At 67.5% G+C, this 20,729-nt stretch carries 16 protein-coding genes, 1 pseudogene and 1 riboswitch; of the genes and pseudogenes, 13 read left to right on the top strand and 4 right to left on the bottom strand.

The annotated features are described in order from the left end of the window. The first annotated feature begins 12 nt into the window (after positions 1-12). The 3 genes from DB354_RS13605 to DB354_RS13615 all read left to right on the top strand — a co-directional run bounded on the left by DB354_RS13605 (position 13) and on the right by DB354_RS13615 (position 2,504). A complete protein-coding gene (locus tag DB354_RS13605; protein ID WP_107836181.1) occupies positions 13-720 on the top strand; it encodes an SDR family oxidoreductase in 708 nt (235 codons plus the stop codon). 227 nt (positions 721-947) lie between these two features. Beyond that, positions 948-1,601 (top strand): hypothetical protein, encoded by a 654-nt coding sequence (locus DB354_RS13610; protein ID WP_107836182.1) that lies wholly within the window; start codon positions 948-950, stop codon positions 1,599-1,601. 183 nt (positions 1,602-1,784) lie between these two features. Beyond that, complete coding sequence (locus tag DB354_RS13615; RefSeq protein WP_107836183.1) at positions 1,785-2,504, top strand: response regulator transcription factor; 720 nt, start codon at positions 1,785-1,787, stop codon at positions 2,502-2,504. A gap of 28 nt (positions 2,505-2,532) precedes the next feature. On the opposite strand, the gene DB354_RS13620 is transcribed toward DB354_RS13615, so the two are convergent. Continuing rightward, complete coding sequence (locus DB354_RS13620) at positions 2,533-3,384, bottom strand: Ku protein (RefSeq protein ID WP_107836184.1); 852 nt, start codon at positions 3,382-3,384, stop codon at positions 2,533-2,535. Positions 3,385-3,535: 151 nt separating this feature from the next. After that, positions 3,536-3,775 (bottom strand): hypothetical protein, encoded by a 240-nt coding sequence (locus tag DB354_RS22710; RefSeq protein ID WP_233256641.1) that lies wholly within the window; start codon positions 3,773-3,775, stop codon positions 3,536-3,538. 250 nt (positions 3,776-4,025) lie between these two features. On the opposite strand from DB354_RS22710, the gene DB354_RS13630 reads away from it, so the two are divergent. The 4 genes from DB354_RS13630 to DB354_RS13645 all read left to right on the top strand — a co-directional run bounded on the left by DB354_RS13630 (position 4,026) and on the right by DB354_RS13645 (position 7,651). Continuing rightward, positions 4,026-4,574, top strand: coding sequence for a hypothetical protein (locus DB354_RS13630; protein ID WP_107836186.1), 549 nt, complete (start codon positions 4,026-4,028; stop codon positions 4,572-4,574). Positions 4,575-4,628: 54 nt separating this feature from the next. After that, complete coding sequence (locus DB354_RS13635; protein ID WP_107836187.1) at positions 4,629-6,203, top strand: methyl-accepting chemotaxis protein; 1,575 nt, start codon at positions 4,629-4,631, stop codon at positions 6,201-6,203. A 155-nt stretch (positions 6,204-6,358) separates the two neighbouring features. Continuing rightward, the gene (locus DB354_RS13640) at positions 6,359-7,021 is read left to right on the top strand and encodes a DTW domain-containing protein (protein WP_107836188.1); all 663 of its coding nucleotides are present in this window, start codon (positions 6,359-6,361) and stop codon (positions 7,019-7,021) included. 264 nt (positions 7,022-7,285) lie between these two features. After that, complete coding sequence (locus DB354_RS13645; RefSeq protein WP_158277533.1) at positions 7,286-7,651, top strand: hypothetical protein; 366 nt, start codon at positions 7,286-7,288, stop codon at positions 7,649-7,651. A gap of 88 nt (positions 7,652-7,739) precedes the next feature. On the opposite strand, the gene DB354_RS13650 is transcribed toward DB354_RS13645, so the two are convergent. Beyond that, the gene (locus DB354_RS13650; protein WP_107836190.1) at positions 7,740-8,594 is read right to left on the bottom strand and encodes an HDOD domain-containing protein; all 855 of its coding nucleotides are present in this window, start codon (positions 8,592-8,594) and stop codon (positions 7,740-7,742) included. Between the two features lie 488 nt (positions 8,595-9,082). Here DB354_RS13650 and DB354_RS13655 point away from each other — a divergent pair, with 488 nt between their 5' ends. Continuing rightward, complete coding sequence (locus DB354_RS13655) at positions 9,083-11,095, top strand: hypothetical protein (RefSeq protein WP_146180253.1); 2,013 nt, start codon at positions 9,083-9,085, stop codon at positions 11,093-11,095. A 104-nt stretch (positions 11,096-11,199) separates the two neighbouring features. On the opposite strand, the pseudogene metH reads toward DB354_RS13655, so the two are convergent. Further along, positions 11,200-15,005: pseudogene (gene metH / locus DB354_RS13660) on the bottom strand (methionine synthase). Between the two features lie 255 nt (positions 15,006-15,260). Then, positions 15,261-15,547: riboswitch (cobalamin riboswitch) on the top strand. A gap of 128 nt (positions 15,548-15,675) precedes the next feature. Here metH and DB354_RS13670 point away from each other — a divergent pair. Genes DB354_RS13670 through cobO form a run of 5 tightly spaced genes read left to right on the top strand, consistent with a single transcriptional unit; the run spans position 15,676 to position 20,714 of the window. After that, positions 15,676-17,520, top strand: a complete 1,845-nt coding sequence (locus DB354_RS13670) for a TonB-dependent receptor (protein WP_107836194.1) — start codon at positions 15,676-15,678, stop codon at positions 17,518-17,520. A 20-nt stretch (positions 17,521-17,540) separates the two neighbouring features. After that, positions 17,541-18,398: an ABC transporter substrate-binding protein gene (locus DB354_RS13675; RefSeq protein ID WP_107836195.1), complete on the top strand. Its 858-nt coding sequence runs from the start codon at positions 17,541-17,543 to the stop codon at positions 18,396-18,398. Continuing rightward, positions 18,395-19,399 (top strand): iron ABC transporter permease, encoded by a 1,005-nt coding sequence (locus DB354_RS13680; protein WP_107836196.1) that lies wholly within the window; start codon positions 18,395-18,397, stop codon positions 19,397-19,399. Before DB354_RS13675 ends, DB354_RS13680 begins: the two co-directional genes overlap by 4 nt. Further along, complete coding sequence (locus DB354_RS13685) at positions 19,396-20,109, top strand: ABC transporter ATP-binding protein (RefSeq protein WP_107836197.1); 714 nt, start codon at positions 19,396-19,398, stop codon at positions 20,107-20,109. The genes DB354_RS13680 and DB354_RS13685 overlap by 4 nt, the downstream gene beginning before the upstream one ends. Beyond that, positions 20,106-20,714 carry a cob(I)yrinic acid a,c-diamide adenosyltransferase gene (cobO, locus tag DB354_RS13690; RefSeq protein WP_107836198.1) on the top strand — a complete coding sequence of 203 codons (609 nt, stop codon included), beginning with the start codon at positions 20,106-20,108 and terminating at the stop codon, positions 20,712-20,714. Before DB354_RS13685 ends, cobO begins: the two co-directional genes overlap by 4 nt. Positions 20,715-20,729 lie beyond the last annotated feature (15 nt).

The following is a 20,729-nucleotide window of genomic DNA, read 5'->3' on the forward strand; positions in this document are numbered from 1 at the left end:
TTCCGTCCGCCCATGAAGACGGTCGTGGTGATCACCGGTGCCTCGCAGGGAATTGGCGCGGCGATCGCGCGGGCGTTTGCCCGCGCGGTGCCCGGCGTCGTGCTGGCGCTGGTCGCGCGGAATGCGCGCAAGCTCGGCGCGGTGGCGAAGGCGTGCGGGCGGCTGGGCGCGAAGGCGGAGGTGTTCCCGTGCGACGTGACCGATGCAGCCGCGGTGGCGCAGCTGGCGGTGAGCGTGCGGCGACGGCTCGGTCCGGTGGATGTCTTGGTCAACAACGCCGGCAAGTTTGTCTCGGCGCCGTTCACGACGATGACGGTGGCGCAGTTTGATGAGGTGCTCGCGGCGAACCTCCGGAGCACGTTCCTGGTGTCGCGCGCGTTCGTGCCGGCGATGGTGCGGCGCGGGCGGGGGGACGTCTTCAACATGGGTTCGATCGCCGGGCTCGACGCGTACCGCGGAGGCACCGGGTATTCAGCAGCGAAGTTCGGGGTGCGGGGCCTCAGCAAAGTGATGCGGGCGGAGTTGCGCGACAAAGGCGTGCGCGTCTGCTGCGTGGAACCGGGCGCGACCTCGTCGCCTTCCTGGGCGGGCAGCGGGGTGGATCCGCGACGGATGATGCCAGCGGACGATGTGGCGCAGGCGTTTGTGGGTGTTTACCAGCTGTCGCGGCGGACCGTCGTCGAGGAGATCGTGCTACGGCCGCAGCGAGGGGATGTGTGAAAAGGGAGTGAGGGAATGAGGGAGTGAGGGAATGAGGGAGTGAGAGTGGAGGGGCGCGGAGCGGGGGAGGCCGGCCGAGGAATGCACGAGCGGAGGGGATAGGATCGTGCGAAATGTGGGATGGATGTTGGCCAATGAGGTGGGCGGGAATTCGCATCCTGCTGCGGTGCAACGTTCCGGAGCGTGGGGGCGATCACTGGCACGGGCGTCGCTTTAGGGTGGCCGCTATGAATTTCGCAAACGCCCTCGGATTTCTCGGAGTTGGTCTCGCGATGTGGCTGTTGCCGGTGGTGGCGCCGGGCTGGTTTCCGCGCCAGGCGGTGGACGGCTCCAGCACGCGGGAGATCTGGACGCAGTTGATGGGAGTGACGCAGGTGGGACTGGGGCTGATCTTTCTGATGCGGCCGGCCTGGGAGCTGGCCGTCGGGCAATTGGTGATGCTGCGGGCGCGGCTGCCTCGGCGTGCCGTGGCCACCGCGGACTGGGCCCAGCCCTCGCCGTACGGCGAGCCTCTGGCCGTGGGCGTGGGGGCGGTCCCCGTAGCGGCTGCGGCGATGGCGCCTGCGTATCTCGAGCGCGACGACGCGGACGCGCTGGTGTTGCGCGGCGGGCACGCGGCGCTGTGGCGCTCGCTCGAACGCGCGCTCGGCAGCGACGGCGAACTGGCCCGATTTGCGGAGCGGATCGAGGCGCTCGACGGCGTCGCGGCACCGACGCGGGCGCATCCGATCGCTGCGGCGATGTTCCGGCATCGGCCGCAGTCCTCGTTTGTGCACCTAGCGCAGTTGAACCTCATGGATTTTCCCACGCCGCAGCGCCGTGATGCGGGTGCGGAACTCATGGCGGCCCTCGCGGAGACGCGGGGCGCGGCCCAGGCCTGATCGGCTCGGCATAGACTGCGTAGCTTCAACTTCGCCCGGGTGGAAATGTCCGGGCGAATCTTCGCATTTACACGTAGCGCTTAACCACGGGCCCGAGGCGAAAGTCCGACGGCGGGATTGCTAAGTGTTTTTGGCGGTGTAGTACCGAGCGGCGTAGCCGTAACCTGTTGGTGACCCTCTGTCATGCCCACCACACCTACCGTGCCCACCGCCGCTCCCCACCCCGCCGCGACGAAGCCAACGAAGCCGCATCCGATGCGCGTCTGGATCGTTGAAGACCATCAGTTGTTTTGCGAATTGCTGATCGATTACCTGAAGGCGGCGGCGCACGTGGAGGTCGTGGGCACGAGCGTCGACCAGGCCCCGCTGTTTCGCGAACTCGGGACGCGGGAGATCGACGTCGTGGTGCTCGATCTGAATCTGCAGGGTGCGGGTGGCATGCGCGTGCTCGAGGAACTGGGCAAGCTGCCGAAGGCGCCACAGGTGGTGATCCTGAGCGCGACGGCCACGGAGCACTCGGTGAACCTGGCGGTGCGGCTGGGCGCGCGCGCCTACATCGACAAGGGGGCGTCGTTGAACGAACTCCTCCTGGCGTTTGAGCAGATCGCGCAGGGTGGGGTGTATTTCAGCGATCTGCCGCGTCGCGTGCTGATCGACCTCGCCGCCAGGCGGGGACGCGTGGAGGAAGACAAGGTGACGGTGCGCGAGACGGAGGTGCTGGCTCGGCTGGCGCGCGGGGAAGCGATCAAGGAAGTTGCGGGCGACATCGGGGTCTCGAAGTGGGCGGTGTACCGGATCCGCAACGAACTGCGCCGGAAGCTGGAACTCGCCGACGACAAGGAGCTGATTGAGTACGCGCTGAAAATCGGCCTGGCCGAGGGACCCGCTGATCACGCGCCCTGAAGAGGGGCGCGGGCGGGCGGGCATCTGCTCACGCGGCCTTGTGGTGATGCGCGGTGCGCTTCCGGGTGGATTTGGCCGCTTTGGCGGTCTTGCCCGCGGACTTGCCGGTGGCCGCAAGGCTCTCCTGCAGGACCTTGACGAGGTCCACGACATTGGTGGCCGCGGCGGGTCGTTTCTTGTGGCCGGGCAGTTCCTTGCCGCCGGCCTTGATCTTCTGGTCGACGAGTTTCAGCACCGCCGCGGCGTACTCGTCCTGGTACCGCTCGGGCTTCCAATCGGTGCTCATCTGGTTGACGAGCACCTTGGCCATCTCCTTCTCGCGTGCCCCGAGCTTCTGCTCGGCGGGGACCTTGATGGCCTCGGCGGGTGAAATCTCATTGGCGAAGTGCATGAGCTCCATCACGAGCAACGAGCCGTCGGGCTTGACCGCTGCGAGGTGCTCCCGGTTGCGCAGCGTAACCTTGGCGATGCCCACCTTGCCGGTTTCGGTGAGCACGTCGCGCAGCAAAGCATAAGCCCCGGCACCGCCCTTCATTGGTTCGAGATAGTAAGGCGTGTGGAAGAAGACGGGATCGATCTGGTCGAGCTCCACAAAGTCCTGGATCGAGATCGTCTCGGTTGAGGCGAGTTCGACGGCATCGAAGTCCTTCTCCTCAAACACCACGAATTTGTCCTTCTCGTACTCGTAGCCCTTCACGATGTCGTCCCATGACACTTCCTGGCCATCGACCTCGGCCACGCGCTTGTAACGGATGGGGCTTAGGTCCCGACGCCGCAGCATCTTGAAGGAAATCTTCTCGCCGCTCGACGTGGCCGAGAAGACCGAGATCGGGATCGTGACCAAGCCAAAGCTGATGGAACCCTTCCAGATTGGTCTCATGCCCAGGACAGACCCGGTCCGAAAGCCGCTGGGCACGAATGTGAATAACTTGTGGGCAGGGGATGTTCCGACGTGTGCGGCCAAGACCTAAGTGTTTACGGTTTAGGCCATTCAGTAATGCCGTGCGTGACCGGTGAGTTTCTGTCCGCAGCTATTCCTGGCGCGTCGACTTCAGGGATTCCGCGCCAGGAAATGGGATGACGTTCGTTTCAGGAGCGCCGACGCCATCCGGATCTTGTCCAAGAAGATGCAGCGCGTGGCGATGAGCGAGGCGAGCTTCGTTTGCCTCGGGCTGGCTGGCGCTCGCCCATGCGGTCTGCTCAATGAGCTTCCTGATCAGGGCGCGTTTGGCGGTGTTGCTGCGGGGCTCACTTCGGGCGGAACGTTTCATCTGGACCAGAAGGGCCAAGATGAAAGCGCGGCGGGAATTCTGACCAGCTGAAAACCGCCGCTGTCCTGCGAATGCGTTGCCGCCAATCCGTGCCAATAACGCGTAGGCCTAAGGAGTTCCCCTAGGGGGAACAGGCCGGGTTCTACTAAATCCCGCCTCCCACACTGTTCCGTAGCGGGAAATGGACGATATTCCGGGCGCGACGCGATCTGCGCCCGTGCCAAATCGCGGCGAAAACGTATTACCACCTATGAATACCCTCGTACGAGCCCTTCGGGCCACGGTTCTCACTGCCGTTGTCGCTGGCTCGGCCGCTGTTGTCAGCGCTGCCGATGTCGATGCCGCCACTCAGTCCAAGGTCGATGCCCACATTGCTGAAATCAAAGCGTGGGCGGCCGATCCTGCCATCGTTGCCGCCGTCGTTGCGCCGCAGCCCGCGGAGCATGCGACGATCACACAGGAAAAATGGAAGAGCCTCAGTCTGCTCGACCCGCTCGTCCGCTCCTTCACGAAGAACGAGGCGGCGGCCGTGTTGAAGGCCAAGCGCACCGCCTGGGTGAACGAGGCCTTCGTCTCCAACGCCAAGGGCCAGAAAGTCGCTTTCCTCGGCAAACCGTCCAACTGGTCGCACCTCGGTAATCCGAAGCACGACGATCCGATGGCCGGCAAGGTCTGGCAGGGCACCATCGCGGTCGACGAGTCGACCGGGCTGCAGCAGCTCCAGGTGGCCGTGCCGGTGCTGAAAGACGGCAAGCCCGTGGGCTCGCTCATCGTCGGGCTCAACCTCGCCAAGCTGTAACTCTCTCCCCGGGGCCGCGGCTCTCCGCGGCCCCTCTCCCTTTACTGCTCTCCCATGAAAACCTGGAGCTTCAGCGCCAAACTCACCTTCTTCATCGTCGCGTCCGTCGTCATCGCCGTGGGCATCACCGCCAACATGTACTCGGCGTTGCGGCAGGTGGAGCGGTCCGACGCCGCGCGCGCCGAGCGTGTCCTGGTGGCCAAGAACGCCGCGTATCAGATACTCGAATCCGTGGTGAATCTCCAGACCGGGGTGCAGGCCACGTTGCGCCTCAAGGACCCCGACGAGATCGAGAAGCTCGTGGAAAGCTTCAAGAAGCAGGCGACGACAACCCGCAGCCTGATCACCTCCACGACTGGACTGCCGCCGTCGACGGGTGAGCGTTTCACCGCGTTGGTGGACACGTATCAAAAGGCTTTGGACCAGTTCCTTCTCGGCGAGAACAGCGCGGCGTACGAAGTGATGATCGACCAGGCTCCCGGGCGCTTTGAGGCGCTGCTGGCGGTGGTGCGTGAGCATAGCGCGAACGTCGAGAAGGCGGCCGCCGCCGAAGGCGTCGCGGCGGACAAAGCCCTTGCGCGCCTGCTGACGATCACTCTTTGCATCTGTGGCGTCGTGATCGCGGGCTTCGTCATGTACGGCTGGATCTTCCGCCGGACCACCACCCGGCACCTGACCAATCTGGCGCAAAGCCTCTCCGAGGCGTCCACCCAGGTCTCCTCGGCCGCGGCCCAGGTTTCGCAGGCCAGCCAGGCGCTGGCGCAGGGCTCCACCGAGCAGGCCTCCTCCATCGAGGAGACCAGTGCGTCGCTCGAGGAGATGTCGGGCATGACGAAGCGCAATTCCGAGAACGCCACCAACGCCAACCAGTTTGCGACCCAGGCGCGGCAGTCGGCGGACGCCAGCGCGACGGATATTCAGGCCATGAACTCCGCGATGAATGACATCAAGGGGTCCAGCGACGACATCGCGAAGATCATCAAGACGATCGATGAGATCGCGTTCCAGACCAACATTCTCGCGCTCAACGCGGCCGTCGAAGCCGCCCGCGCCGGCGAGGCGGGCGCGGGTTTCGCCGTCGTGGCCGAAGAGGTGCGCAACCTGGCGCAACGTTCCGCGCAGGCGGCCCGTGAAACTGCCGCCAAGATTGAAGGCGCCATTTCCAAGACCGCCCAGGGCGTACAGATCAGCGGCAAGGTGGCGACCAGCCTCGGCGAGATCGTCGACAAGGTGCGTCGCGTCGACACCCTCGTCAGCGAAGTGGCGACCGCCAGCCTCGAGCAGAGCCAGGGCGTCCAGCAGATCAACGGCGCCGTTGGGCAGATGGACAAAGTCGTTCAGAGCAATGCCGCCGCCGCCGAGGAAACGGCGAGCGCCGCGCAGCAGCTCAGCGCCCAGGCTGCGATGCTGATGAGCTCGGTGTCCGACCTCCGGCGGTTGATCGGTGGCAGCGCCGCGGGCGAAAACGAGGCGCCGGCCGACAGTGTCGCGGCCAAGCCGGCAGGCAGCCCGGCGCGTCCCCCGGTCACGGCCCCGAAAGCGCCGCGACTCCGCGCCAAGGCCGAGAAGCCCATCCCCGCTCGCAACGGCCACGGCGAGCATCACGGCCTCACGTTTGAGGACATGTGATCCGCGGCCGGGGCGTCGGCGTCGCGACTCCGCTTTCCCTTCGGGCTCCGCCTCGCACGGCGGGGCCTTTTTTGTGCCATCGTCGGGGGCGGGAGGCGTACTCGGCGATTGCGGCCGCAGATGGCGCGCTGCCATTGTCGGCTGCCCTCGATTCCATGCGTGGAGGCTTATCCCAACATGCGGCCCGCTGCCCCCGCTGCGCGCTGCCGCTCCGCTGGTGCGTGTGTCCCGCGCACCGGGAGGTGACGTGTCCGCTGGCCGTCGACGTCCTGGCGTGTCCCCGCGAGCACTTCCGGCCGAGCAGCACGGGCAACCTGATCGTGCGGGTCCTGCCGGAGGCGCGGCAGCATCTTTGGTATCCGGACCGGCCGCCCACGGCGGCGGAGGTATGTCGCCCGGGCCGCGAGGTCTGGCTGTTGCATCCGTCGGGCGAGCCGGCACCGGCGGCGGCGCGCGCGCAGGATGTGCAGGTGGTGCTGCTGGACGGCGCCTGGAGCGAGGCCTCGGGGATGGTGCGGGCGGTGCGGGGGTGGGGCCGGCTTGTGAGCCTGCCGATGCAGGGGGAGAGCCGGTACTGGTTGCGCGCGCAGGCGGATGCGCACCGTTTTTCCACGGTGGAGGCGCTGCTGTTCGTGCTGCGGCATTTCGGGTTGGAGCCGGAGGCCGAGGCCTTGCGGCTGCAGTTCGAACTGCACGTGTATGCGAGCCTGCGGGCGCGCGGTGCGAAGGCGCAGGCCCGGGACTTTCTGGCGGGTTCACCGATCGCCGCGACGTTTGCGGAGCTCATCGCGAGCCTCGATGTGTCGAGACCGCGGTGAGGGGAAGGGCTGAAAGACAGAATGCTGAAGGCTGAGGACGAAGGATCGGTTTCGATCCGCAGCCAGGCGCTCGGGGGCAATCGAGACGGGTTGCACAACCGGGCAGCCGTGCGTGCAACTTCTGCGCGTCGAGGCGTTTTTGCGGGACAACTTGCAGGTGGCTCCGAGTGGCGTTTGCAGGGGCAATTGGCTCGGGCGCAGGTTCTTAAATCAAGCGACGTGGGGCTGGCACATGGGGTGCCTTAGGAAAGGGGTATGAACCAAATGATGCTGACGCTTTTGGAAGCCCAGAAGGTGCTTCTCACCAATTCCGACCCGAAGGCGAACACGCCGGTTATTGAGGCGCTGCGCGCCAAGGTGCCCGCCCCGGTCCTCGCGCACTTCCTGCGCCTGGTCGCCCAGCATCGCAAAGGTGTCGCGGAGGTTCGCAACGGCGTGTGTTCACAGTGTCACATCCGTCTGCCGGCCAGCATGGCCGCCGTCATGGTGAAGTCGGACGACATTCACGTCTGCGAGCAGTGCGGCAGCTTCCTGGTCCTCGCCGATCTGCCCAGCGCGCAGCCGACGCCGGCGCCGACGGCGCCGAAAACGCCGCGCGCGCGCAAGTATTCGCGTCAACTCGCGGCCTGAGCGGAGCGACTTTCGTCAGCACACGACCCGGTGCCGGCGCCCAGGAGGGCGGGGTACCGGGTTTTTTGCGGCGCCCTGCCGCGGCTGGCTAGAGCGCCTGCTTCTGTTGGGCAAAGCGGTCGGCGGCGTGCCGGACCGCATCCGAGTAGTGGTCGTCGGTGAGATTGAGCAACGCGAGCTTCTCGGGCGACACGGTCCAATACCGCACTTCACCTGGTAGCGCGGTGCCGTTGTCCACGGCGATGGCGCCAGCGACATTCAGCAGGCAGGCAAAACGGTCCACCTCGTCCTCGCCTTGCGGCGCATCGAGATGCGAGTCGATGGCCCGCACGGTGTCGTCGGGGAAGCGCCAGTCATCGAGCGCCATGGTCGTGGCGCGCACGCCGGTGATGCTGAAACGGGCGTCCTCCCACTCGCGGTACGTCTCGAAGGTGCCGGGATCGTAGGTCAGGGTGACGTCCATCTTGTCGGCCGCATAGCGGTCGAGCACCATGGGACCGATGCCGCGCATGAGGCCGGCCACGTAGGCGGCGTTCCGATCGACGCCGGTCATTTCGGCGAGCACCTCGGAGGCGATGCCGTGCATGAGCAGCGACTCGCGGAGCACGGCGGACTTCAGGTGATAGCAGTTGAGATCGCGCTCGACTATGCGGCTGACGGATGCCGTGCCGACGAGGCGCACCACTTCGGAGAAGCCCACGCGGCCGAGGGCGTCCTCGACGGACGAGACGCTGCCGCGTCCGCCGTAGACCACGCTGTTGGCGACGCGGACCACGCGGGCGGCGAGGACGGCATCGAGGCGGATCTGGTCGGCGAGTTGATCGAGGTCCGTGTTGATGTCGTGCAGCAGCTCACAGACGCTGGTCAGGATGGTGGCAGCAGGCGGCAGGCGGCGTGCAATCTCAAGGATCGTGTCGCGAGTCGGAGGAGGAAGGACGAACATGGAACGGGAATAAGCTGGAGAGGGGTGACTGCTACCGGGCGGACGGGCTACGCGGGGCGCGCGGGGTCGCGGCTACGGTCGGCAAGAGATTAGGGGGGCGGCCGATCGGGCGCTCCGCACCCGCTGCCGAAGACGTCGCGGCGTTTGCCTGCCGAAGATTGACGGGGACTTGCGCCAGAGCGGCTTCGGAAGAGCCTTGGCGGGCGGCTCGCGGGGCGTCACGACGGCTCGTGCAAACGTGAATCGGGCTCCTTTTCTGGGTGACGGGCAAGCCGGACCAGGCGTGCGAACATCTGGCCCGTGCGGCGGCGCTGGCGCCGGCGGATCCGTTGGTCGAGGAAGCGCTCCGGCGGCACCCGTTTCGGGGGGGCGGCAGATCCTTGCTCGAGGGGTCCTATCTCTCGCAGTTTTCGCGTGGGCGAAAACTGGGGAAAAGGCTTTGCTGTTTGTTATTGGACGCGGGTGACATAACTGGCTGGCATGTTGGCATGCTTTCCTTTTCCCGATGCTGCCGTGTGGTGGGGGTGTTGTTGTTGACGTGGGGAGCCGGCTCGCTGCAGGCGGCGACCTGGCTCAAGCTCCAGACTGACGAGGTCGTGATCTACTCCGACGCCTCCCCCAAGGACATCGTGGAGTTCTCGGTCGGGTATTCCGCGTTTCAGCATGCGTTCGTTTCGCTCTTCCGACCCCAGCCGGGCGCCCCGCGCACCCGGGTAATCCTCTTCCGGCGGACGTCGGCGCTCGAAGAGTTTCTGCCGAAGTCGGACAAACCCGATACCGAGACCGTCTCGTTTACCACGGAGGTTGATGGCGTTCCGCTCGTGGTGCTGGCGGTGGGCAGTGATCGCGCGGCTGCCTTGGAGCGAACGTTTGAATTCCAGACGATTTGGGGTTTGGCGCGCGCGGGCTATGCGCTGCCGATCTGGATGTCGCAAGGCGCGGGTGAAGTGCTGGCCTCGCTGCAGGTACGGAAGACGGGATATGAACTCGGCGAGGGACCGGCCGGGCTGGCGCAGCGGTGGCAGTCGAGCCAGGGGCTCGAGTGGAAAGACTTCTTCAATATCCACACCGACTCGCCGGAATATGCCGGCTGGAAGGCATCGGGTGAGTTTCATGTTCAAGCGTGGGCGCTGATGCACCGCGTGCTGCTGGCCGAGGGCGAGGGCCGCGCACGGTTCGAGGCGCTCGCCCGGAAGTTGCGCACGTTGCCCGCAGCCGATGCGGTGGAGAGTGTGCTTGGCGTCGGATTGGATCAGCTGAGCGCGGACATCGATCGGCACCTGAGGCGGGACAAGGAGCGCATCGAGGTTGCTTTCGACACCGCGACGCCGCGCAAGGAGCGGAAGCCGGAGCCGGCGCCGGAGCTGGAGGTTCACTTGGCGTTTGCGGACTTGTTACTGGCGACGAACAAGCGGCCGCTGGCGCGAGAGTATCTCGCCAAGGCGGAGGCGCTGGCTCCCAGCTCGGCGCCGGTGAAGGAGGCGCTCGCGCGGGAGGCGCTGATAAGCGAGAATGTCGAACTGGCCACGACCTTGTACCGGGAGGCGATCGCCGCGGGCTCGCTCAACCCTGAAGCCTTTCTGTTCTCCGCCCGGCGGCGTGTGGATGAAAGCGGACTGGGCAACGTGGACCGGGCCGGGGAAGGCGGTCACGATATCGAGGTGGCGGCAGCCGAACTGCGGCGGGCGATCGCGCTGCATCCGACGAGCGGCGAAGCATATCGCTTGCTGGGCCGGGTGCTCTACCTGCTGCCCAAGATCGGGCCGGAGCACGTGGAGGAACTCGGACGTGGCGCGGGCTTGCCGGACGCCGGCGCGACCGTCCGCTACTACCGGGCGATGCTGTATTCCCGGCTGGGGCAACGTGCGTCGTACCTAGCAGAGCTTCGCTCTGTTCTTAACGACCCCAGCCTCTCCCGCACGGCCAAGGCGCAGGTCCAGGAGCGTCTCACGGCGGGCGAGATCAACGCGACGCGCGCGCTCTTGAATCCGCTCATGACGGCTCGCCGATTTGCGGACGCCACGGAGCTCTTGCAGCAACGGCTGGCCGAGAAGCCCGAGCCTGAGGTCGCGCAGGAGTACGCGCGCATGGCCGAATTGGTGGAGACGGCGGCGGTGCGCTCCGAGGCGATGGACCTGGCGAAAGCGAACCGGTTTAAAGAAGCCAGGCAACGCCTTCAGCAGCGGCTCCAGGTGCTCAAAGATTCACGCTCGGTCGACGAACTCAACCGGGCTCTTGAGATCGTGCAGGAGCGCGAGAGCGCGGACGCGATTCGCCGGACCTTCGCGGCCAACGATTGGCCCGGGTGCATTGCCGCGGCGGAGAAGTTTCTGAAGGAATATCCGAAGAGCGGCATCGCTCCGAATGCCCGCAAGTTGCTGGAGTCGGCGAGGCGCAACCAACGACGCGCCGAGCAGCGGGCCGCGAAGGCGGCCGAGACGGACAGCCCCGCGGCGGTGCCGGACGCGTCGACCCCTCCCGCGGCAAAGCCGGGTGTGTGAGGCCGGCGGAACCGCGGTCCCGTCGCAATAATGGCGCGCGATCATGAGTGGTCCGCGCCGGGTGCCCGCCGAGTGCTGAGACCTTCGCGCGAGCGAAAGCCGCATCAGCGATCGCTGAGGTAGGGGCCGAGCCAGCGTTCGGCTTCGGGAAGGGAGAGGCCCTTGCGGACGGCGTAGTCCTCGAGTTGGTCGCGGGCAATCTGGCCGACGCCGAAGTATTTCGCCTCGGGGTGATTGAAATACATGCCGCTGACGCTGCTGGCGGGATGCATGGCGCAGTTCTCCGTCAGTGCTATGCCGGTGGCTGGCGTCGCCTCGAGCAGCGCGAACAGCGGCGGCTTCTCGGTGTGATCCGGACACGCGGGGTAGCCCGGCGCCGGGCGGATACCGCGGTATTTCTCGCGAATGATGTCCTCCATCGAGAGCGCCTCGTCGCGGCCGAAGCCGGCAAAGTCGCGCGCGCGCTTGTGCATCAGCTCGGCGAGCGCCTCCGCCAGCCGGTCGCCGAGCGCCTGGGCAATGATGGCGGAGTAGTCGTCGTGGGCGGCCTTCAGCTCGGCGGCGAATGCCTCCACGCCGTGCCCGGCGGTGACGGCGAAGCCGCCGAGGTAGTCGATGCGGCCGGACGAGCGCGGCGCGATGTAGTCGGCCAGGCAGTGATTGAACTGGTTCGCGGGCTTCTCGAGTTGCTGGCGCAGGAAATGAAAGCGCTGCACGACGCGGCTCCGTTGCTCGTCAGCGTACACCTCGACGCTGTCGCCGTCGGCGTTGGCCGGCCAGTAGGCGAGGACGGCGCGCGCGGTGTAGCGCTTCTCGGCGATGATCCGCTGCAGCAGCGCCTGCGCGTCGGCGAAGAGCTTCGACGCCTCGGCACCGACCGTCGGGTCGCGCAGGATGTCGGGAAATCGGCCGCGCAGCTCCCACGCGCTGAAGAACGGACCCCAGTCGATGAACGGCACGATCTCCTCGAGCGCGACCGACTCGAACACGCGCCGGCCGAGAAATTCGGGACGCGGGATGTCAACGGCCGCCCAATCGAAACGCGGGCGGCGGGCGCGGGCGTCGGCGAGCGAAATGAGGGCGCGGCGGGACTGGCGGTTGCCGAACTCGACGCGCTGCTGTTCCTGGCGCGTGGCCGTGTCCGCCAGGAAGGCGGGCTTCTGCGCGGGCGAAAGCAGGGCGCTGACCACGTTGACGACGCGCGAGGCGTCGAGCACGTGGACGACCCCGTGAGCGTAGGCGGGCGCGATCTTCACCGCGGTGTGCGCCGGGCTGGTGGTGGCGCCGCCGATCAGCAGCGGCACGGAGAAGCCCTGGCGCGTCATTTCGTGGGCGACGTGCACCATCTCGTCGAGCGACGGCGTGATCAGGCCGGAGATGCCGATGACATCGGCCTGCTTTTCCCGTGCGGCGGCGAGGAGCTTGTCGGCGGGGACCATGACGCCGAGGTCGGTGACCTCGTAATTGTTACACGCGAGCACGACGCCGACGATGTTCTTGCCGATGTCGTGGACGTCGCCCTTGACCGTCGCGAGGACGACGCGGCCGTTGGCGCGCGTGGCGGCGCCCGTGGCCGCGAGCCGCCGCTTCTCCTCTTCCATGAAGGGCGTGAGGTAGGCCACGGCCTTCTTCATCACGCGGGCGGATTTCACCACCTGGGGCAGGAACATCTTGCCCGCCCCGAACAGGTCGCCGACGACGCGCATGCCGTCCATCAGCGGTCCCTCGATGATGTCCAGGGGCCGCGGATACTTCTGGCGCGCCTCCTCGGTGTCGGCGTCGACGTAGGCGTCGATGCCTTTCACGAGCGCGTGCTTGAGCCGCTCCTCGACCGCGGCGTCGCGCCAGGCGAGGTCCTCCTTGAGCTCGATCTTGGAGTCGCCGCCATGGCGGGCCTTGTGCTCGTCGGCGAACTTCACCAGCCGCTCAGTGGCGTCGGGCCGGCGGTTGAGGAGGACATCCTCGATCCGCTCGAGCAGGTCGCGCGGGATCTCCTCGTACACGCCGAGCATGCCGGCGTTGACGATGGCCATGTCGAGCCCGGCGCGCACGGCGTGATAGAGGAAGGCGGTGTGCATCGCCTCGCGGACTGGGTTGTTGCCGCGGAAGGAAAACGAGACGTTGGACACGCCGCCGCTGACCTTGGCGTGAGGGAGGCTGGCTTTGATGGCGCGGGTCGCCTCGAAGAAATCGACGGCGTAGTTGTTGTGCTCCTCGATGCCGGTGGCGACGGTGAGGATGTTCGGGTCGAAAACGATATCCTCGGCGGGGAACCCGATGCGCTCCGTGAGGAGCTGGTAGGCGCGGGTGCAGATGCGGACCTTCTCGTCGCGGGTCGCCGCCTGCCCGTTCTCGTCGAAGGCCATCACGACCGCGGCGGCGCCGTAGCGGCGCACGAGGGTGGCGCGGCGGAGAAACTCGGCCTCGCCATCCTTGAGCGAGATCGAGTTCACGATGCCCTTGCCCTGGAGGCACTGCAGGCCGCGCTCGAGGACCGACCATTTCGAGGAATCGAGCATGATCGGTACGCGGGCGATCTCGGGCTCGGCGGCGATCAGGTTGAGAAACTTCACCATCGTCGCCTCGCCGTCGATCAGCGCCTCGTCGACGTTGATGTCGAGGACGTTGGCGCCGCTCTCGACCTGCTGGCGCGCGATGGCGAGGCAGGCGTCCCAGTCACCCGCCTTGAGGGCCTTGGCGAACTTGGGCGAACCGGTGATGTTGGTACGTTCGCCGATGACGAGGAACGAGGTGGCGGCGGTGGAGAGCTCGGTGGGCACGGGAGGCGGTGGGAACGGGAAGGATAGGGTGCGGCGATGCGGGGCGCGGGTCAGGCGACGAGTGGTTCGAGCCCACTGAGCCGCAGCGCGGGGGCGGCGGTGGGAATGGCGCGCGGCTTGAGGCCGCGGACTGCGGCCGCGATGGCGGCGATGTGCGCGGGGGTGGAGCCGCAGCAGCCGCCGACGAGATTGACCCAGCCGTTGGCGGCGAACTCGCCGAGCACGGCGGCCATGTCGGCGGGGGTTTCGTCGTAACCGCCAAACGCGTTTGGCAGGCCGGCGTTGGGATAGCAGCTCGTGTAGCAGGTGGCGAGGGCGGCGAGTTCCTCGACGTACGGCCGCATGGCGGCGCCGCCGAGCGCGCAGTTGATGCCCACCGAGAACGGCTTTGCGTGTGCGATGCTGTGATAGAAGGCCGAGATCGTCTGGCCCGAGAGGGTCCGGCCGGACGCATCGGTGATGGTGACGCTGACCAGGACTGGCACGCGGGAGCCGGTGCCGCGGCGGGCGAAAACGTCCTCGGTGGCGAAGAGGGCGGCCTTGGCGTTGAGCGTGTCGAAGATCGTCTCGACGAGCAGGGCATCGACGCCGGCATCGAGCAGCGCCTCGATCTGCTCGGCGTAGGCGCCCACAACCTGGTCCCAGGTGACAGCGCGGTACTCGGGGCGGTGGACGTCGGGGGAGAGGGAGAGCGTGCGGTTGAGTGGGCCGATGGCGCCGGCGACGAAGCAGCGGCGGCCGGGGGTGGCTGCCTCGGCGCGAAGCGCGGCGCGGCGGGCGCAGGCAACGGCGAGGAGGTTGATTTCCCGCACGAGCGACTCGGTGCGGTAGTCGGCCTGGGCGATGGCGGTGGCGCTGAAGGTGTTGGTCTCAACCAGGTCGGCGCCGGCGGCGAAGTACTCGCCGTGGATACGCTCGATGATGTCGGGCCGCGTGAGGCAGAGCACCTCGTTGTTGCCCTTGAGATCGTGCGGATGGTCCTGAAACCGCGCGCCGCGGAAGTCCGCCTCGCCGAGTTGGTAGCCCTGGATCATCGAGCCCATGGCGCCGTCGAGGATCGCGATGCGGGAGGCGAACAGCGCCGCCAAGGCGGTGGTGGAGTCGGACGCACGTGGTGTGGGGGAGCTCATGGGCGAGCGCACCGTAAGCCCGAGTGCCGGGTTGGCAAGCCTCATATCTGTAGATCGTGATACGTTGATTCACCGAAAAATTTGCGGCCACCTGCGGGCGCGAATCTTCGAGTGAGCCGGCCCTGCCGGAGCCCCTACGCGTGGCGGTGGGCGTGAGCCGGGCCGCGGCTGATAACGCGCGCGTCGTTTACTACTGCGTGGCCAGAAAATCGGGCCGCGACAAAAAAGGTCCTTGTTGTTTGGACTGCCTTGGGCTTCGAATCCGCCCGTTCGCGTTCTTTATCTCTTCTCGATACTCCTGGAAGCAGGGAAGGCCGTGAGATTCGGCCACAGTTGCGCTGCGGTTACATGTGACAACTCTCCATCCCACCTCGGTGGGAGCACAGCCAGTCGGGAAACCGATGAAGGCGGAGGGAAGGTTGCGCCCGGCACGCGGAAAGTCGCACCGCTCGTTGGCACTCGCCATCGGGTCGGCGCGCGTTTCGTGGGTCGTCGGCGCGGAACATGAAGTCCGAACATCTGCCCCGGGAGCCTCACGCGTTTCGAGGTGAACTTTGCGCACCCCGGACCGCGAAAACTTCATCGCAATAATGAAGCGTGAGAGTTGGCCCGTGCGCGTGTCGTAAACGCGAGCCGGTGTCTGCTCTTGCCTTTGGACTAGCAGACAACTGTGAACGACACCTCCTCGTTGCTGGTGCGCTTGGCGCGCCGGCTTCTCTCCACTGCCGTGCTCAGCACGGCCCTGGCTCCTGCGTACGCGCAGACCAAGGCTGATGCCGAAGCGGCGATTCCGCTCGACCGCTATGTGCTGTCGGCCTCCCGCACGCCGCAGGACGCCCGTTACACGCCCAGCGCGGTGACGGTCGTCAGCATGGTCGACCTGCGCACGGCGCAGGTCACGAGCCTCGCCACGGCTCTCAGCATGCAGCCCGGCGTGGTCGTGGCCATGACCGGCGCGCCCGGCGGCCAGGCCAGCGTGCTCATGCGCGGCGCCAACTCCGACCAGACGCTGTTCCTCGTGGATGGTGTGCGCATGAACGACCGCTCTGCGGCCTACCTCAATTTCCTCGGCGGCGCCGACATCGAGGGTATCGACCGCCTCGAGGTCCTGCGCGGCCCGCAAAGCACGCTCTACGGCAGCTCCGCGATGGGCGGGGTGATCCGGATCGACACCGAGCGCGGCTCCGGTGCGGCGCACGGTTCGCTCGCCGCCACCGCCGGCTCGTTCGGCACGTTCGGCGGCACGGCGGCGGTCAAGGGCGCGGCGGACGGCCTGCGCTACAGCGCGTCGTTTGGCCGGTTCGTCACCGACAACGACCTCGCAAACAATGACCTCCGCCGCTGGACCGGCGCGACCCGGCTCGAGTACGTCGCCAGCCCGGTGCTGCTGGTGGGCGGCACGTTCCGCGCGGTCTCGATCGACCGCGAGGAACCGGGTTCCCGCGTGTTCCCCTCCATCGGCACCACCCAGTCGGGCAACACGCTCGGCACGGTGTTCGCTGAGGCGCATGTGGCGGACGAGTTTACCTCCCGCCTGACCCTGGCACTGCATCGCCGCCAGTACACGTGGCGCAGCGGCAGCTACTACGCGCCGCAGTCAAACCGCCGCGAGATTGTCGACTGGCAGAACACCTGGTCGCCGATCCAGCCGGTCGAGATTGTCGCCGGCGTGAACGCCGAGAACTCCCGCTTCATCGTCGAGGGCCGCAGCGACGAGGATCGGCTTTCCGCCGGCTACGTCTCGGCCACGGTTCGTCCGACCAGCAGCGTCACCGTCACGGGCGGCGTGCGCTACGATGACTTCAAGTCGGTCGGCGGTGCCACGACTGGCCGCGTCGGCCTGGCTTGGCTGCCCCGCGCGGGCACAAAGCTTCACGCGACCTACGGCACTGGCTTCAACGCGCCCGGCACCAGCGACCGCTATGGCGTGCCGAGCTGGGGGCAGATCGCGAACCCGAACCTCGTGCCGGAGAAGTCGCGCGGCTGGGACGCCGGCATCGAGCAGGAACTCGGGCCCGTGACGGTGGACGTGACCTTTTTCCACAACCGCTTCCGCAACCTCTTCGAATGGGAGTATGTGAACTACGTCACGTGGGAGGGCATGACCGTGAACCGCGCGCGCGCCACGACGCAGGGTGTCGAGGTGGCGACGCAGGTCCGACTCTGCAAGGCGGCCAAGCTGCGGGCGAACTACACGTACCTCGATGCGCAGGATGACAGCTCGGGCGCGCGGCTCACGCGCCGGCCCCGGCACACTGCGGATGCCGAACTGCAGGTTCGGGTCAGCCAGCCCTGCACGGTCGGCGCCGGGCTCCACGCCGTCGGCGACAATATCAACGGCACGATGCCGTTTGCCGGCTACACGACGGCGCGCGCGTTTGTCAGCTACGCGGTCCGCGAGAACCTGCTCCTGAAGCTCCGCGTCGAGAACGCCCTCGATCGCGAGTTCGAGGAAGTTTACGGGTACCCGGCCCTGCCGCGCGCGGCGTACGGCACCGTCGAGTGGCGCTTCTGAATCGAGGCACCTTTCTCCCGATGCGCACCGCCCGCCTCTTCGCCCTCCTGCTGCTCACCGCCATGCTGGCGGCGATCCGCCTTCCGGCGGCGCCGGCGGTGCGCGTCGTTTCGCAGACGGTCGGCGCGGACGAACTCCTGCTGGCGATTGCCGCGCCGGATCAGATCGCCGCGCTGAGCCACCTGGCGCAGGACCCAATGTTCAGTGCGGTGGCGGAGGAGGCAAAACGCTATCCGCGGCTGGATCGCGGCGACGCCGAGACCGTGCTGCGCTACCAGCCCACCCTTGTGCTCGCGGCGAACTACAGCCGCATCGAGCTCGTCGAGCAGGTGCGGCGGGCGGGGGTGAGAGTGCTGGTGTTCGAAAACCACAACTCGCTCGAGGACGCGTACGCCAACCTGCTCCTCCTCGCCCGTGAGCTTGGGCCCGAGGCGATGGGGCGCGCCGAACGCATCATCGCCGACGGCCGGCGCCGCGTAACGGCGCTCGAAGAGAAGCTGCGCGGCGTGCCCCCGGTGCGGGTCATCTCGCCCTCGGTTTACGGGGTGATCCCCGGGGCGGAGACGACGTTCCAGGACATCTGCGACCATGCCGGGGCGGTGAATCTCGCCGCCACGCTCGGCCACCTGCGCGGCCACGCGGCGCCGCCATCGGAGCAGATGCTGACGTGGCCGGTGGACAAAGTCGTCGTCGCCGGCACCGCGCGGGAGACGGCGCTCGCGCCGTTCCTCTCGCTGCCGCCGTACAAATCCATGGCGGCGGTACGCGCACACCGCGTGGCGCTGATCGAGCCGCACATGATCAGCACGGTGACGCATCACCGCGTGGACGCGTACGAGCGGCTCGCCCGCGAGTTGCACCCGGAACTGTTCCGATGAGCGCCGCTGCCGCCGCCACCACGAACGCGAAGGACCAGTCAGGCCGGCTGGCCTGGCTGATCGCACTCGCCGCACTCATCGTGTTGGCGGCCGTCTCGCTCGGTGTGGGCGACGTGCGGCTCGGGCCCGGCCGCATCCTGGCGGGGTTGATGCACGAGGACGAACTTGCGGCGACCGTCATCTGGAGTATCCGGCTGCCGCGATTGCTCGTGGCGATGGCGGTGGGCGCGGGACTCTCGGCCAGCGGCCTGGTGATGCAGGCGTATTTTCGCAACAGCCTCGCCAGTCCCGGCCTGCTCGGCGTGAGCAGCGGCGGCGCGGCGGGCGCGGTCGTCGCGATCGGCGCCGGCTGGGCGACGCTGTCGCTCTTTGTCGTGCCGGTGTGCGCGATCATCGGCTCGTTCGCCGCCACGGCGGCGGTGCTCGTGCTGGCCCGGCGCGGCGCGGGCACCGAGCGACTCCTGCTGGCGGGCATCGCGCTGAACGCCCTGCTCGGCGCGGTGACAAGCTACGTGCTCACGAACTTCACGATGACCTACGAGCGCAATGCCCAGATTCTGTTCTGGCTGCTGGGCGGGCTCGAAGATCGCACCTGGGAGCACGTGGCCATGGCGGCGCCAATCCTGGTCGCCGCGGTGTTCCTGTGGCCGATGGGCCGCGCGATGGACCTCTTCAGCCTCGGCGCGGCGGAGGCGCAGAGCCTCGGGGTGGACGTCAACGCGCTGAACCGCCGGCTCATTTTCCTTTCGACGATCATGACGGCGCTCGCGACAGCAACGGCCGGCACCGTGGGCTTTGTCGGGCTGATCGTGCCGCATCTCCTTCGCCTGCTGGTCGGGCCCGAGCATCGACGGCTCGTCCCGTTGTCTCTCATCGGCGGCGCGGCCTTCCTGCTCGCCTGCGACCTGATCGGCCGTTCCGCCGGCGGGCTGCGCGTCGGCATCGTCACCGCCCTCGTCGGCGGCCCCTTCTTCCTCTGGCTCCTTCGCCGCCAACCATGAACGCCCTCGAACTCAGCCATGTCACGATGCCGGGCCGGCTGGCGGACGTCAGCCTGCAGCTGCCGCTCGGCGAACTGGTCGGCGTGGTCGGGCCGAACGGCTCCGGCAAGTCGACGCTGCTGCAACTCGCGGCGGGCGTGCTGCCCGGCACGGGCGAGGTCCGCTGGGGCGAGCGGCCGCTGCCGGAGATTCCGATGCTCGAGCGCGGGCGGCTGGCGGCGTGGGTGCCGCAGGAGGCAAAGTTCAGCTTCGGCTTCACCGTGCGCTCGGTCGTGGCGCAAGGTCGGTTCGCGCATGGCGATGACGCCCATGGCGTCGAGGACGTCCTGGCGCGTTTCAATCTTCTGGCGCTGGCGGACCGCCCGGTCGACCGGCTGTCCGGCGGCGAAAAACATCGCGTGCTCCTGGCGCGCGCGGTGGTGACCGAGGCGCCGCTGCAGTTCTGGGACGAGCCCCTGGCGGCGCTCGACGTGCGCCACGCGCTCGAAACCGTGGTACTCGCCCGCGAGCTGGCGCAGGCCGGCAAGACGGTGGTGCTCTCGCTGCACGACCTGCGGGCGGCGACGCGCCTCGACCGCGTGATCGTGCTGCACGGCGGCCGGCTGCGCGCCAGCGGCAAGCCCGAGGCGGTGCTCACGCCGACGCTGCTCGAGGATGTGTTTGGCGTCCGCACGCGCATCGCGCCCGGCCTCGTCGTGGAGCTGCCATGAACGACGTCTCCGAGATTTCCGATCCCGCCGCGCACCGGTCGCGCATGGCCGTGGTGAAGGCGGAGATGGATGCCCGCATGGCGGCGGCGCGGGACCGGCGCGGGCTGGTGATCGTCCACACCGGCGACGGCAAGGGCAAGTCGACCGCCGCGTTCGGGATGGTGGCGCGGACCGCGGCCCACGGTCGTCGCTGCGCGGTGATCCAGTTCGTCAAGAGCGCGCCGGACGCCGTCGAAAAACTTCTCTGCGGGCCGCACGTCACGTGGCATGCGGTGGGCGAAGGCTTTACCTGGGACACGCAGGACAAAGCCGCCGACATCGCCCGCTGCCGCGAAGGCTGGCGGCTCGCAGAGCGCTATTTGCAGGATCCCGGCCTCGGGCTGCTGCTGCTGGATGAGCTGAACATCGCGCTGATGTGCGGCTACCTCGAGCTCGAGGATGTCGTGGCGGCAGTGCAGGCGAAGCGTCCGGAGCTCCACGTGGTGATCACGGGACGCGGCGCGCCGGCCGAACTCGTCGCGCTGGCGGACCTCGTGACCGAGATGCGGCTGGTAAAGCATCCCTTCAACGCCGGCGTGAAGGCGCAGGTCGGCATCGAGTTCTAGGTGGAGGCACAAACG

It is taken from the genome of Opitutus sp. ER46 (genome assembly GCF_003054705.1).
In the GTDB taxonomy this organism is placed as follows: Bacteria; Verrucomicrobiota; Verrucomicrobiia; order Opitutales; family Opitutaceae; genus ER46.

What these genes read in the sequence shown, in the direction of transcription:
- DB354_RS13605 (WP_107836181.1), top strand. Translation starts at nt 13, where the DNA reads ATGAAGACGGTCGTGGTGATCACCGGTGCCTCGCAGGGAATTGGCGCG.
- DB354_RS13610 (WP_107836182.1), top strand. Translation starts at nt 948, where the DNA reads ATGAATTTCGCAAACGCCCTCGGATTTCTCGGAGTTGGTCTCGCGATG.
- DB354_RS13615 (WP_107836183.1), top strand. Translation starts at nt 1,785, where the DNA reads ATGCCCACCACACCTACCGTGCCCACCGCCGCTCCCCACCCCGCCGCG.
- DB354_RS13620 (WP_107836184.1), bottom strand. Translation starts at nt 3,384, where the DNA reads ATGAGACCAATCTGGAAGGGTTCCATCAGCTTTGGCTTGGTCACGATC.
- DB354_RS22710 (WP_233256641.1), bottom strand. Translation starts at nt 3,775, where the DNA reads ATGAAACGTTCCGCCCGAAGTGAGCCCCGCAGCAACACCGCCAAACGC.
- DB354_RS13630 (WP_107836186.1), top strand. Translation starts at nt 4,026, where the DNA reads ATGAATACCCTCGTACGAGCCCTTCGGGCCACGGTTCTCACTGCCGTT.
- DB354_RS13635 (WP_107836187.1), top strand. Translation starts at nt 4,629, where the DNA reads ATGAAAACCTGGAGCTTCAGCGCCAAACTCACCTTCTTCATCGTCGCG.
- DB354_RS13640 (WP_107836188.1), top strand. Translation starts at nt 6,359, where the DNA reads ATGCGTGGAGGCTTATCCCAACATGCGGCCCGCTGCCCCCGCTGCGCG.
- DB354_RS13645 (WP_158277533.1), top strand. Translation starts at nt 7,286, where the DNA reads ATGATGCTGACGCTTTTGGAAGCCCAGAAGGTGCTTCTCACCAATTCC.
- DB354_RS13650 (WP_107836190.1), bottom strand. Translation starts at nt 8,594, where the DNA reads ATGTTCGTCCTTCCTCCTCCGACTCGCGACACGATCCTTGAGATTGCA.
- DB354_RS13655 (WP_146180253.1), top strand. Translation starts at nt 9,083, where the DNA reads ATGCTTTCCTTTTCCCGATGCTGCCGTGTGGTGGGGGTGTTGTTGTTG.
- DB354_RS13675 (WP_107836195.1), top strand. Translation starts at nt 17,541, where the DNA reads ATGCGCACCGCCCGCCTCTTCGCCCTCCTGCTGCTCACCGCCATGCTG.
- DB354_RS13680 (WP_107836196.1), top strand. Translation starts at nt 18,395, where the DNA reads ATGAGCGCCGCTGCCGCCGCCACCACGAACGCGAAGGACCAGTCAGGC.
- DB354_RS13685 (WP_107836197.1), top strand. Translation starts at nt 19,396, where the DNA reads ATGAACGCCCTCGAACTCAGCCATGTCACGATGCCGGGCCGGCTGGCG.
- cobO (WP_107836198.1), top strand. Translation starts at nt 20,106, where the DNA reads ATGAACGACGTCTCCGAGATTTCCGATCCCGCCGCGCACCGGTCGCGC.